Annotated in this window: 13 protein-coding genes; 5 read left to right on the forward strand and 8 right to left on the reverse strand. The window is 48.1% G+C overall.

Annotated features, from left to right (window positions below; translation table 11 throughout):
* On the reverse strand, positions 1 to 671 hold a 671-nt coding region (locus AMS66_RS24095; protein ID WP_144424604.1), incomplete at its 3' end, for an aminotransferase class I/II-fold pyridoxal phosphate-dependent enzyme.
* 138 nt (positions 672 to 809) lie between these two features.
* Here AMS66_RS24095 and AMS66_RS24100 point away from each other — a divergent pair.
* The 3 genes from AMS66_RS24100 (at position 810) to AMS66_RS34130 (ending at position 3,317) form a co-directional block, all read left to right on the forward strand.
* Positions 810 to 1,427: a pyridoxamine 5'-phosphate oxidase family protein gene (locus tag AMS66_RS24100; RefSeq protein WP_053783205.1), complete on the forward strand. Its 618-nt coding sequence runs from the start codon at positions 810 to 812 to the stop codon at positions 1,425 to 1,427.
* 178 nt (positions 1,428 to 1,605) lie between these two features.
* The gene (locus tag AMS66_RS24105; RefSeq protein WP_053783206.1) at positions 1,606 to 2,904 is read left to right on the forward strand and encodes an aminotransferase class I/II-fold pyridoxal phosphate-dependent enzyme; all 1,299 of its coding nucleotides are present in this window, start codon (positions 1,606 to 1,608) and stop codon (positions 2,902 to 2,904) included.
* Between the two features lie 281 nt (positions 2,905 to 3,185).
* Positions 3,186 to 3,317 (forward strand): YjcZ family sporulation protein, encoded by a 132-nt coding sequence (locus AMS66_RS34130; RefSeq protein ID WP_236703600.1) that lies wholly within the window; start codon positions 3,186 to 3,188, stop codon positions 3,315 to 3,317.
* Positions 3,318 to 3,475: 158 nt separating this feature from the next.
* Here the strand turns inward: AMS66_RS34130 and AMS66_RS24110 are convergent, their stop codons facing one another.
* The 5 genes from AMS66_RS24110 to AMS66_RS24130 form a co-directional block, all read right to left on the reverse strand.
* Entirely contained in the window at positions 3,476 to 4,693 is a 1,218-nt protein-coding gene (locus tag AMS66_RS24110; RefSeq protein ID WP_053783207.1) for an ABC transporter permease, read from the reverse strand.
* A gap of 2 nt (positions 4,694 to 4,695) precedes the next feature.
* On the reverse strand, positions 4,696 to 5,448 hold the full coding sequence (locus AMS66_RS24115; protein ID WP_053783208.1) for an ABC transporter ATP-binding protein: 753 nt from the start codon (positions 5,446 to 5,448) through the stop codon (positions 4,696 to 4,698).
* Between the two features lie 27 nt (positions 5,449 to 5,475).
* Positions 5,476 to 6,849, reverse strand: coding sequence for a DEAD/DEAH box helicase (locus AMS66_RS24120; RefSeq protein WP_053783209.1), 1,374 nt, complete (start codon positions 6,847 to 6,849; stop codon positions 5,476 to 5,478).
* A gap of 212 nt (positions 6,850 to 7,061) precedes the next feature.
* A complete protein-coding gene (locus AMS66_RS24125; RefSeq protein ID WP_053783210.1) occupies positions 7,062 to 7,835 on the reverse strand; it encodes an SDR family NAD(P)-dependent oxidoreductase in 774 nt (257 codons plus the stop codon).
* Positions 7,836 to 7,891: 56 nt separating this feature from the next.
* The gene (locus AMS66_RS24130; protein WP_053783211.1) at positions 7,892 to 8,350 is read right to left on the reverse strand and encodes a chemotaxis protein CheX; all 459 of its coding nucleotides are present in this window, start codon (positions 8,348 to 8,350) and stop codon (positions 7,892 to 7,894) included.
* A 449-nt stretch (positions 8,351 to 8,799) separates the two neighbouring features.
* On the opposite strand from AMS66_RS24130, the gene AMS66_RS24135 reads away from it, so the two are divergent.
* Entirely contained in the window at positions 8,800 to 9,702 is a 903-nt protein-coding gene (locus AMS66_RS24135) for a LysR family transcriptional regulator (protein ID WP_053783212.1), read from the forward strand.
* A gap of 32 nt (positions 9,703 to 9,734) precedes the next feature.
* On the forward strand, positions 9,735 to 10,544 hold the full coding sequence (locus AMS66_RS24140) for a histidinol-phosphatase (protein ID WP_053783213.1): 810 nt from the start codon (positions 9,735 to 9,737) through the stop codon (positions 10,542 to 10,544).
* Positions 10,545 to 10,854: 310 nt separating this feature from the next.
* Here AMS66_RS24140 and AMS66_RS24145 read toward each other — a convergent pair whose 3' ends face one another.
* Together AMS66_RS24145 and AMS66_RS24150 are read right to left on the reverse strand one after the other, a co-directional pair.
* Entirely contained in the window at positions 10,855 to 11,487 is a 633-nt protein-coding gene (locus tag AMS66_RS24145; RefSeq protein ID WP_053783214.1) for a GNAT family N-acetyltransferase, read from the reverse strand.
* Between the two features lie 186 nt (positions 11,488 to 11,673).
* A complete protein-coding gene (locus tag AMS66_RS24150; protein WP_053783215.1) occupies positions 11,674 to 12,408 on the reverse strand; it encodes a metallophosphoesterase family protein in 735 nt (244 codons plus the stop codon).
* Positions 12,409 to 12,605: the final 197 nt, after the last annotated feature.

Here is a 12,605-nt window from a genome sequence, read left to right on the forward strand (position 1 = left end):
GCAATCCCCTGATAACCCGGATTCTCCAATACGACAGCAGCACCCTCCGGGATAAGCAGCTGTGCCAGCAAGGTGATCCCCTGCATGGAACCACTAAACAACACGATCTGTGATGCATCAGCCTGGATGCCGCGTGTCCACCTTAGATGTGACGCAATGGCCTCACGCAGTTCAAGGTCTCCAGCAGTACCGCTTCGTTCATGTGATCCGCTGCGATGAACGGCGGCCAGCGCACTTTTCCATTCCGTTTGCGGGAAATGCTCTGCAGGCATGCGCTGTACATGGAAATTGATGAGCGGTTGCTCCCGGTTATGGACAGGAGGTGTCTCTTTTTGATTCTGAGTATTCAGCATGCTCACCCGCTCTCCCCATGGAGAAAGTGGAAGGATCACCTCCTGTTCCTCATGTTCCTGTGCCGTTAATGTGTCCGAAACAAAAGTCCCTCTTCCCCGATGTGCCCGCACATAGCCATCAGCGAGCAGCATGTCATATACCTGGGCTACGGAGCCGCGTGACATTTCATACTGACGTGCTAACTCTCGGGTGGAAGGCAGTCTTGTGCCTCCAACCAGCATCCCTGCATGAATGGCGTCACGTAAAGCATGGTACAATGCCTCGTATTTGTAGCGATGTTGAAGCTCGTATGAATCAATAGGTAGCCATAATTCCATCGTGCACCTCTTTTTTCAAGAAAAATTGGTCTATTAAAGTGAATGTAAATTGGATCTTTTTATATGTCAATGCAGGTTCTATTGTTATGGCTAAGGAACAACGATCTAATACACATGCCATTCAAGGGGGGAACACCAGTGAGAAGAAAAGAATTTAATGTAGATGAAGAACAAGAAATGATAACCTTTCTGGACCAATGCTCCTTTGGTTTTCTGGGGACGGTCAGTCCAGACGGGCAGCCACGGGTGACACCGCTCAACTTCGTATATATGGATGGTTGTTTTTATTTCCACGGCAGTCTTGCCGGAGAGAAAATGAAACAGATCAAACAGAATTCCTCGGTCAGTTTTACCGTGGCAGAAGAATTTTCCTTAATTCCATCTTATTTCAGTGATCCCGAGTTAGCATGTCCGGCAACCTCTTTTTTCAAAAGTGTAATGGCATTCGGTCAGGCAGAGCCGGTTCAGGATCTGGACATCAAAGGCAAGGTTCTGCAACGCTTCATGGAGAAACTCCAGCCGCAGGGCGGATATATCCCCATTGATGCAGCTGATCCCCGCTACAAGGGTAATCTCAAAGCCGTTGCTGTGGTCCGCATTGTTCCTGAACGGATCAGTGCCAAGTTCAAATTTGGACAGAACCTCTCGGCCGAACGCTTTGATCATATTAGTGGCGAACTGGAACAGCGTAACGAAGGACGAGATGCGGAAACTGCCGAAATGATGCGGAAATACTGTCCTTTTCATCAGGAATAACATTCATTTTCCATAGTAAAATCAAACGGGAGAAGTGACATTAACCTAACTCGCAAACATCTGCAACAACGCGGTGAAGTGATAAAACTGTCATTATGCGTAATTTCCGTGACGGGGGCAAGGCAAGGTGTTATAATGTTAGGCAGTTGAATCCCAAAGACTTGGAAGGATGAAAAGAATGAATCCACTGGCTGAACAGTTGAACGAAAGTATTCAGGCAGGCAGCAGTCACGTCTACTCCATGCTGTCGCAGCTCGGCAAAGAAATCTATTTTCCAAAAGAAGGTATCTTGAGTCAGTCTGCTGAAGCAGCAAGTCTGGCCAAAACCTACAATGCTACGATTGGTATCGCTCTGGAGGGCGGTGTGCCGATGCACTTAGCTGTTATTCAGGATAAGCTGTCCGCATACCAACCGAAGGATTTGTACCCTTACGCTCCGCCTGCAGGGAAGCCTGAACTGCGGACCGTATGGAGAGACAAGATGCTGAAGGAAACACCTTCCCTCGAAGGCAAAACATTCGGTAACCCGATTGTGACTAACGCATTAACTCATGGACTGAGTATCGTAGCCGACCTGTTCGCTGAAGAAGGGGACGCTGTTATATATCCGGATAAAAACTGGGAAAATTACGAGCTGACCTTCGGAATTCGCCGTCACGGCCAGTTGGTTCATTATCCCCTGTTCGATGATCAATTGAACTTCAACAGTGCAGGTCTACTCGAAGCGTTGCTTGCGCAGAAGGACAAAGGTAAAGCCATCGTGCTGCTGAACTTCCCGAACAACCCGACAGGTTATACGCCTGGAGCCGAAGAAGCGGATGCAATCGTGGATACGATTCGTCAAGCGGCTGAGGCTGGTGTAAACGTGGTTGCTGTAACTGATGATGCCTACTTTGGTCTCTTCTTTGAAGATTCCATTCACGAATCCCTGTTTGGCAAGCTGGCAAACCTTCATCCACGTGTGTTGACTGTCAAAGTTGACGGTGCCACCAAGGAAGAATTCGTATGGGGCTTCCGCGTTGGATTCATCACGTATGCCCATGAAGATGCTGCCGTTCTGCATGCACTGGAGCAGAAAACACTCGGTATTATCCGTGCAACCATCTCCAGTGGTCCGCATCCTTCCCAAACTTTTGTACTGGATGCCCTGAAAGCACCTGAGTTCGAAGCACAGAAGCTGGAGAAGTTTGAAATCATGAAAGGCCGCGCCAACAAAGTAAAAGCCATTCTTGATAGCGGTAAATACGGTGAGGTATGGGATTACTACCCGTTCAACTCCGGTTACTTCATGTGTCTGAAGCTGAAAGATGTTGGTGCTGAGGCACTTCGTACCCATTTGCTACAGAAATACGGCGTCGGTACCATTGCGCTGGGTGAGGCCGATCTGCGAATTGCTTTCTCCTGTATTGAAGAATCCGGCTTGGAAGATCTGTTTGATACGATCTACCGCGGAGTTCTGGATCTACAGACGAACTAGATTATACGGACTAATGCTTATCTAAATAAATAAGTCAGGGGAACGAACTTGCGTCCGTTTCCTGACAAATACGAACCCCTTTGTATCCTGATGAATGTCTCTCGATATAAAGGGGTATTTTGTGTTCCGCTTTGAAAACGTATGGCTATCTTGACAGGCAAATGCCCAAAACGATGATTTTCAAGCTGTACCGGGCAACGGCCCAATCAGCCTAACCCCACGGTACATAATATACGATGTACGCAAGGGCGTGCCCAACACCACTTGAAAGGGGAATGACCATGTCTGGAGTTGTTGAAGAAACAAGAGGCGGTTATGGATGCGGCGGTTACGGAGGAGGATTTACTAATACAGGTGCCATTCTCGTTCTGTTTATCTTGCTCGTCATTATCACTAAATCGTTCCTCTGTTAGTCCATACGTCCTCAACATGAGTCGGAACAAGGTAAGCTGACTCTAGCACAAAGACGGGTATTCCGGGATACAGCTCGGAATACCCGTCTTTTGTTATGTTTCGCTAGAATTGCTGGTCAGCGTCGCCAATGAACACTAACTGGCAGATGCTCGACCGTTCATGCATCCTCTTCTTCCTTCAACCACTTATTGCCCTGAGAACGTCGCATCAAGTAGATCACCAGCGCACCAAGGACCAATGCTGCTCCGGTCATGCCCAGTCCACTCACTCCCGCAGCGAGCATCGGTAGCCACATTAACAAGGCAACCAGTGCATGTAGATTCGAGATGAATCCCAACACCTGGGAACGACGACTCTCTCCCGAGATAGGATAAATCATAATCCAGAACGATTCACTATGACTGCGACGCAGCGCGCCCAGTTGCACACCTGCAAGCAGCAGGAAGAACAGGTAGACACCTATACCGAAATAACTGCCTGCCGTCCACCAGGACAACAACATTCCAAGTACCACCAGGCGTACAACGATAGAGAACACTTCAGTTCGGATAAATGTTTTGGTAATCAGATAGCGGTAGGCTTTCCCTGCATTCCAGGGGAGGCCACTCCCCCACTTGCTAAGCCAGCGGCGAGAACTTACTTTTTGGCCTGATGAAGGCACATCCACAAACCAGCCCAGCGTTCGCATCACTCGTCCAGCCTGGCCCTGCTCCACCTGGATGAGACGTTCCCATGAAACCCGATGTTTCAGAGGAATACGCAGGGCAACGATATAGACGACAGCCAGCAGCAGCAGGAACCAGATGCTGCGCTGTGGAGACTGCCACAACCAGGCGGCAATCGCAAGCACAGCCAGTGCCCATCGGAGCAGACGATATCCTCTAGCGGCACCAATCTGCACCATGCGCAGTTCTTGCCAGGCCCCATAGCTGGACAACCCTTTCCACAACAGCAGAAGCAGAATAAACCAGCCAAATGGCCTTGCATCCTGATCTGCACGAACATAGAGAGGCCACAGCGTAATGAATACGAAGAGCATGCCCAGGGTTTTATAGATGATGCCACGGGCGAAGCTGTTTTTCAGATATTCGTGCATCCGATATTCCTGCGGTCGTAAAAATACGATGTCTGCCGGATGCAGATATGTACGATAACTGCTAAACAGCACCAACGGTGCCATCAACAGCAACGTAATCCAGCGAATCGGGAATCCCGCCGGAATATGCTGTACAAACGATGTATACCAGGCGGAGAACGCAATGACGAGAAATAAGAAAACCATGGCTACGCCGCTCTGAATGACATAACCCAGATAAGGAAGAATTCCATTCCAGAATCCCGTGCGTCTTTGCTTCCATAGCTGCTTGAGATCCATGCTTAATCCCTGCCCTGTACAAGGGAATAGAACATATGCTCCAGCGTGGCATTCGATTCCCCGAATTGAAGACGCAGCTCATTCAGTGTCCCTTGAGCAATGACCTGTCCTCGATGTAGGACAATGAAACGGTCACAGTAATTTTCAATAGTGGACAGAATGTGTGAACTGAGCAGAATGGAAGATCCCGACGCTTTCATTTCTAGCATAAAATCAAGCAAAGAGCGAATTCCGAGTGGGTCAAGTCCAAGGAAAGGCTCATCAATGATATAGAGTGGCGGACCTGCCACAAAAGCACACATGATCATGACCTTTTGCCGCATGCCTTTGGACAGGTGGGTAGACAGACTGGTACTTTTCTCATTCATGCGGAACAAGTCCAGCAGCTTCTCCGTACGCTGTTTGAAATCAGCCTCAGAAACACCGTATGCTCTGGCCGTAAACTCCAGATGCTCCATTACCGTCATTTCGTCATACAGCTCGGGAGATTCCGGTACAAAGGCCATGGCGGATTGATATACCTGTGGATCTTCATCCCGCTTCTTGCCCATGACCCGCACTTCCCCCTGCTGAGGGGTCATCAACCCTAAAATATGCTTCATCGTAGTACTTTTGCCAGCACCGTTTAATCCGATCAGTCCGACCATCTCACCGCGTCCAACTTCCAGATCGATGCCGTGGAGGACAGGCCGCTTGGCACTGTATCCTCCGCTTAGCCCGTTGATTTTCAATACGGGTGGTTGAACGTTATCCATCTATCCCTGCACCTCTTTCGTCAGGTTTTATTCTTCAGAGTGTGGCTCTTTGCCTTTGCTCCATTTGGGAGCGCCCTTGTTCTTGCGATCCTGGTCCCGTTCTGTTCTGCCTGCATTGCCAGCTGGCTTGCCGCCCGCCGGGCGTTGATTCGATACAGCAGCTCTGGCGCCACCATTGCGGCTGGCCTGACCAGGTTTACGATCCCGGGACTGCCCTGGTTTTCTGGAGAAGGAATGCCCTTCAGGCCGCGTGTCCGGACGCGGATCAGCCTCCAGCACTTTACCCCCGAACAATACACGTTCCGGCAATTCAATTCCAAGTTCCCGCGCAAACTTGCGCATAATGAAAATTTGCGTTTCATCCACGATCGACAGCACGATACCACTGCGACCCATGCGACCTGTTCTTCCTGCGCGGTGAACATAGTGTTCCGAATCAAATGCAGGGTCATAGTTAATGACCATCGGCAAACCTTCAATATCCAGTCCTCTGGCTGCAACCTCGCTCGCAATCAGCAGTTGGAGTTTGCCATTACGGAAAGCGGATAGCACATTGCTGCGGGTCACTTTGTCAGCATCGCCATACAGCGCAGCTGCGGACAAGCCCAGATGATTCATTTTCGCTTCAACCTCGCCAATATCCTCGGTAGCATTCACAAATACGATGGCGCGATCCGGGTTATACTGTCTAACCAGACGTCGCAGCATATCGATTTTGTTACGGTTTTCTTCCACAAAATAAAAATGCTCAAGTCCCGCCGCGGTTGCCCGGTCCGGTTCAATTCCGATCTGTACCGGCTCTTTCATCTCCCGCTTCGCGAGTCCAGCAGTATGTTCATCGATCGTCGCTGACAGGAAAATGAGCTGACGGTCGCGCAGGGCACTGCGCAATACGAAGTCCACGTCGCTTACCCCGCCGAGCTGGAATACCTGGTCTGCCTCGTCAATAACGATTGTGGAGACGTTGTGCATTTTCAGCTTTTTCAGCGTGATCAATTCTTTCAGTCGTCCTGGCGTTCCCACAACCAATTCCGGATGCTCACGCAACTTCTCGATCTGACGTTTTACCGCTGCTCCGCCGATTAGTCCCAGAACGCCAATTTTGCGTTCTTCTCCATACCGCTGAGCCTCGCGTACAATCTGCATCGCCAGCTCTTGCGTAGGAGCTATGATGAGCTTCTGTGTGCCTTTTACATCACTTTTGATGGATTGCAGCAGTGGCAGCAGATAGGCGAGCGTCTTGCCTGTTCCCGTCTGAGATTTTGAAACTACATCGCGACCTTCCAGAATAACCGGTATCGTCTCTGCCTGAACCGGTGAAGGTTCGTTAATGCCATGTCTGGCGAGTACAGCCTCAAGATCCTGTTCTACGCCAATTGAAGCAAATGTTTGAGTCGTCATGTATGTCCATCCTTTAAATTTATTCATTTCGATGCTCTAGCCCTGCTTGTACTAATAAAACCGAAGCCTGTCATCACATTACCTTTCATTATATGCGAAAAAAGCCTGTGGACCAAATCTTATTCATGAAACATGTCTTTGCACACAAAAAAAAGAAAAGCCCCTCAGCGGAGCCCTTCTTTCATCCGATATATGATGCCCATTGTTGCATCTTACTTCTGATTCATTACACCGTGCGACAGCCTGTCAGCGAGACGCGGAAATAGCTGATACAGCCACACTCCAGCCGAAGCCAGTCTGGGCAGATTCACTTCTTCCTTGCGCTTCTTCATCGCCCGGATCATATGCCCCGCAACCTCTTCCGGCTTCAGCATCATCCATCGTACATTATTAACATAGTTACCGGATGGATCTGCCCGTTGGAAGAACGGTGTATCGATAGGTCCGGGATTAATGGTCGTTACCGTGACTCCGGTCTTGCGCAGCTCCTGGCGCAGGGCATTGCTGAAGCCAAGTACGGCATGTTTGGTCGCCGTGTATGAAGCGGATTTTGCAGTTCCGATCTTGCCAGCCATGGAAGCTACGTTCACGATTTGTCCTCTACCTCGTTGTAGCATCTGCGGCAACACTGCCTTGGTACAGCGGACAATGCCCATATAATTAACGTCCATCATCTCATCGAATTCCTGCACAGACATATCCGTCATCGCCGCAAATTTTCCGTAACCCGCGTTATTCAGCAAAATATCGATTCGTCCGTATTTCTGCAACATCGCATCCACGGCTGTCTGAACTTGCTCATCATTCGTTACATCTAACGTGAGTAATTCATGTTGCCCTTTCAGCGAGGCACCAATCTCTTCCAGCTTGTCCCGCGAGCGGGCAGCCAGAATCGGGATGGCTCCTTCTTCTATCAGCATCTGCGCACAGAGCGCACCAATTCCGCTCGACGCACCTGTGATAAAAACAACCTGATCTTTCAGCATACCCGATGTCCTCCCGTATTGAACACATATTGCCCGTTGAGGCGTATGGTTCTATTCTACGAGATCATCACTTGAATATCCATCTCACCGATTCCGTCCATCAGCAAAGGAATGCTCAATGCCTTCGTTGCACTAAAGGAAGACAGATATTCAGAATTCATCACTTGTGGAGGTGTAATATCAACAACGACACCCTGATTGGACAGGATGGTACTTGCATTGCCACTAATCATATTGCCAAGTTCCGAAATAGCACTTTTACTCATTTCGTCCATTTCTGTAATGACAAAACCGCCCATCATGGCAGAAACAATTTTCAATGCAACCGACTCTTGTATTCCAAACACAATGTTTCCGCTCAATTGCCCAGTCATTCCGATCACGATCCAGACATGGTCTGCAATGTACTCCACATTTTTCACGCCAAGACTCCCGGTGGAAGGCGAAACCTGGATGAGCTGTTCGAATACGTTCCGTGCGGATTCCAGGAAAGGATTAATCACTTCCGCTTTCACTGTCTAATGTCCCCCTTACACTGGGTTATTGGTCACACACCAAAAGTCCCATATTCAATAAATTTATTATACTTTATCACGTACAAGAATTCACCAAGAATTCGGTAAGGCATGTGTACTATAATTTATCGTCATCCGCAGGGTAAATGTTTATAGCTGATTCTAGCGAAAAAACAAGGCTTTTCGCATCTGTTGCAAGAACAATTGCCACGGAGAGGCATGGCAAAAGGTGTTTAGGACTTTATTACTGTTTCTTAAAATATTAAAAATTTTATTTTCTTGAAATAAAATTAATTTCTCGTTCTTATGGACCTCCCCAAATCCATGATGTCCCCTTCATTGCCCTGCTGTCCTGAATCACCTATAATTTAAGGAACGCAAACAATGACCAGTTACGGGATTCCACCTATGGATAGACAGAAGACATTTTACGTGCAAGGAGGCCATACATGAATATCAGTCAACTGGAAACGCTGATTACCATCTCAAAAACGATGAGTTTCCGCAAAGCCGGAGAACTTCTAAATCTGACCCAGCCTGCCGTCTCGGCCCAGATCAAGAGCCTGGAGGATGAATTCAGCACCGTTCTTGTCGATCGTAACCAGCCAGTCACCCTTACCGATCGTGGACAGGTGTTTCTTCAACATGCTGAACGTATGCTGGACATCGTGGGTGAGCTGAAACAAAAGCTGATGGATCTCGATGAGACCCCTCAGGGACATATCAGACTCGGTACAACCACGTCCATTGCCATTCAGATTTTGCCACGGGTCTTATCCTACTTTCAGGATCAATTTCCACTCATCAAGACCAGTATCCAATCCCTGCCCTCCTCACAGATCTATACCCAGGTCGAGAATGGTATGGTCGATATTGGTATCGGTTATCTCACGGAGCGTAATCCTAACCTGAATACGTCCGTGCTGTATTATGATACTTTCGAACTTGTGGTATCCCCATTCCATCCACTGGCGAAGCAAAAGCATGCTGCGGTGGATGTCCTGCGTAGCACACCTCTGATTTTGCTATCCCCCGATACGGTGGGGCGTCGCTTTACGGAAGGCATCTTCAAAAAACATAATATTGAGCCCAATATCGTCATGGAGTTGTCGAGCAGCGAGGAAGTGAAGCGGATGGTTGAGATCAATCTCGGGGCAGCCGTCATATCCAAACAATCCGTTGCCCATGAGTTGCGGCAAGGCACACTGCGGATGATTCCACTCAGTGAACTGGAGGTCAGTCACCCTGTCGGAGTCATTTACAAATCAAGTCGTTATGTCAATTCGGCCATGCAGCAATTCCTGAGCGATCTCAAAGGCATGCCGGAGACCCAGTTCATCAGTTCAGAATGATAAATGAGCCATGAGAAAGGAAGGATTTCCATATGAAATTTGATCTTCACACCCATCATTTTCGTTGTGGTCATGCAGACGGCAATATTCGCGACTATATCGAGGCAGGTATCCAGTCTGGACTTCAGGTCATCGGTATCTCGGATCATACACCTTACTTTGGCAGCGACGAAGAGCAGGCTTTCCCCCGCATCGCGATGGGCAAGTCTGAATTGCGCCATTACGTGGAAGAAGTACTGGCTCTGAAGGAAGAATACGCCGGCAAAATTGATGTGTTGCTTGGCATCGAATCCGATTATTTCCCTATCCATGCCGAATTGTATCGCAGTACGCTGGGGCAATATCCTTTTGATTATATTATTGGTTCAGTTCATCATACGGAAGATGTCAGCATATTCAACAAAACCCGCTGGAATGGATTAAGCGATGCGCGTAAGGTGGAAGTGAAAGAGAGTTACTATGCATTGATTCGGCAATCAGCCCGAAGCGGCATGTTCCAGATTCTCGGACATATTGATGCGATGAAAGGAAATTATCCACCTTTCTCGGACATTATCGCAGATCAAGCCATTGATGAAACGTTGCAGGTCATTGCAGAATCGAACGTGGCTATTGAAATTAATACATCGGGTAAAACCAAGCTCAGTGGTGGCTGGTACCCGTCCGATGCCATTCTGGAGCGTGCGCATCATTACGGAGTGAAGGTGACCTTCGGATCGGACGCCCACAAACCGCAGCGTGTTGCTGATGAACTGGATGACGTTCGTACACGTCTGCAAGAGATCGGGTTTACGGAATGGGTATATTTCAAGCAGAAACAAATGCAAATTGTACCGTTTTAAAACATAGAGCACCACAATAAAACCCTCACAGCGTGGATCAGCACGCTGTGGGGGTTTTAGGTTCGTATCCTAATATAAAAAAAAAAAAATGAACCCGCTAACAGCGGGTCCCAACAGCATAATCTATTTATCAAAAAGGGGGTCATGAGATAAGTTTACCCGCTGTCTGTTAGAGTTCAATTGCAGCTATATTTCAATTGTGTAACAAATGATTGAAATTCGTTTCAAACCTCTGCTGTTTCATTAAAATCGATCTATATTTGCTGATGGAGAGACGCTCTAGGATTTATGCAATATGCTCTATTCTATGTTACTTGTGCTTGTCGGATACCAATGTTTGCAGGCGATGATCCAGATGAGAACGGATATGCTGTTCACGATACAGACTATACACTTTAACATCCAGCAGGGTATCCGGTGTCTCACCATCCTCATGATTTAAAACAAACGAAGGCAGGGTTCGTTCATAAATCATGCCGCTTTTGCAAAGTACTCGTTCGGATGATACATTTGCCTCGTAACAACGGGCTTCCACTTTGGACAAATTAAGCTCGGCAAAACCAAATTCCAGCAAACGCTGAACTGCCTCAGTCGCGACTCCCTTGCCCCAGCAGGATCTATTCAGGATGTATCCGATCTGTGCGGTACCATTCTGTTCATTCCAATGCTGGAATGAAGTGATGCCAATGATCTGTTCGCTGCCTTTCCAGCAGATGCCGTAATGCAGTGAATCCAGCTTGGCACTGCTGCTGCGAATCTGATTCAATAATCGCCGAGCACGGATAGGCGTAGGCTGACTCCCCCTGTTTACATAACGGATCACCTGCGGGTCGGAAAACAGCTCCGACAACGTGCTGTAATCACTCTGACGTAATGATCGAAGAACAAGGCGCTCTGTCCATAAAGCAGGCAATCCTTGGCCCAGCATTTTTCGGGTCAGCATGACAATCGCTCCTTTTGCCTAACGGGTTCTAGTCCGGTAAGACAAGCATGCTCTGAGGATGATCCGGCGCAAATAGAATACATGGATAAACGATGAAACATCGATATACTCAACAACGCTACGATCAGTAGCAATAGTCCGAACATTAGTATGCCAATTCATTACAGGGATTTATTCCTGATATGACTAATCCGTTTGCAACCCACGATAGACGCCTGTACGAAGCTCTCGAATATAGAAATCAAGTGAAGGCACCTGGGCCTGTTGAGCAATCTGTACTTCCTGTTCAATATCATAAGGTACCCTTACAAATTGAAGGTTGAATGGAGTGTTCCGATCGTTGCTGTTCTCTCCTTCTAGGATACAGTAAGAAGCCTGGGTAAAATCAAGCGGGTTACCTACGCTGCCTGCATTGAACAACATTTTCCCATTCATAAATTGCAAGTATGCGTTATGCACATCCCCATACCCTACGACATCCGCCGCACCAAGCTCAGGCTCATCTGCCGGAGGATCGAACATCGCTAACCTCTTCTCGATCTCATCCCATGGCTGTACGCGGTGATACACACTTTGGGGAGAAGCATGCACCAGTCGGATGGTACGACCACTCAGCTCTAATTGATGGCTAAACGGCAAGCTCTTCAAATACGCCAATCGCTCCTTACCCAACCGCTTCGCTTGCCAAGTAAAATTCTCATTGTCCGAATTAACCGCAACCAACTCATCCCAGTTGCCACGGATGACTTGCTCACATGTCTCTCTTACCAGATCTACAACCTGTACCGGATCAGGCCCCTTACCAACGAGGTCGCCAAGACAAAAGATTCGCTTCAATCCGCGACTCCGAATATCTTTTAATACCGCTTCCCAAGCAGTCATGTTGCCATGAATATCGGATACAATCGCAATTCGTTCCATCTGGCTAACCTCCCTTTATGCTGTATATTCTTTATGTTGTTAACCCTTTAGTTCAAAAACAGTCAATTCCGGCCTGCACAAAAAGCGAATTGGCAGTTGGGTCATGCCAAAGCCACGGTTCACATAGACTGGCATATGCTTATCACCTGCGTAATATAACCCTTGAATATACTTCTGTGAACCTCTCGGTGTTGTTA

The sequence above is a fragment of the Paenibacillus xylanivorans genome (genome assembly GCF_001280595.1).
GTDB classification, from domain to species: domain Bacteria; phylum Bacillota; class Bacilli; order Paenibacillales; family Paenibacillaceae; genus Paenibacillus; species Paenibacillus xylanivorans.

What these genes read in the sequence shown, in the direction of transcription:
- AMS66_RS24140 (WP_053783213.1), top strand. Translation starts at nt 9,735, where the DNA reads ATGAAATTTGATCTTCACACCCATCATTTTCGTTGTGGTCATGCAGAC.
- AMS66_RS24120 (WP_053783209.1), bottom strand. Translation starts at nt 6,849, where the DNA reads ATGACGACTCAAACATTTGCTTCAATTGGCGTAGAACAGGATCTTGAG.
- AMS66_RS24150 (WP_053783215.1), bottom strand. Translation starts at nt 12,408, where the DNA reads ATGGAACGAATTGCGATTGTATCCGATATTCATGGCAACATGACTGCT.
- AMS66_RS24145 (WP_053783214.1), bottom strand. Translation starts at nt 11,487, where the DNA reads ATGCTGACCCGAAAAATGCTGGGCCAAGGATTGCCTGCTTTATGGACA.
- AMS66_RS24110 (WP_053783207.1), bottom strand. Translation starts at nt 4,693, where the DNA reads ATGGATCTCAAGCAGCTATGGAAGCAAAGACGCACGGGATTCTGGAAT.
- AMS66_RS34130 (WP_236703600.1), top strand. Translation starts at nt 3,186, where the DNA reads ATGTCTGGAGTTGTTGAAGAAACAAGAGGCGGTTATGGATGCGGCGGT.
- AMS66_RS24135 (WP_053783212.1), top strand. Translation starts at nt 8,800, where the DNA reads ATGAATATCAGTCAACTGGAAACGCTGATTACCATCTCAAAAACGATG.
- AMS66_RS24115 (WP_053783208.1), bottom strand. Translation starts at nt 5,448, where the DNA reads ATGGATAACGTTCAACCACCCGTATTGAAAATCAACGGGCTAAGCGGA.
- AMS66_RS24105 (WP_053783206.1), top strand. Translation starts at nt 1,606, where the DNA reads ATGAATCCACTGGCTGAACAGTTGAACGAAAGTATTCAGGCAGGCAGC.
- AMS66_RS24125 (WP_053783210.1), bottom strand. Translation starts at nt 7,835, where the DNA reads ATGCTGAAAGATCAGGTTGTTTTTATCACAGGTGCGTCGAGCGGAATT.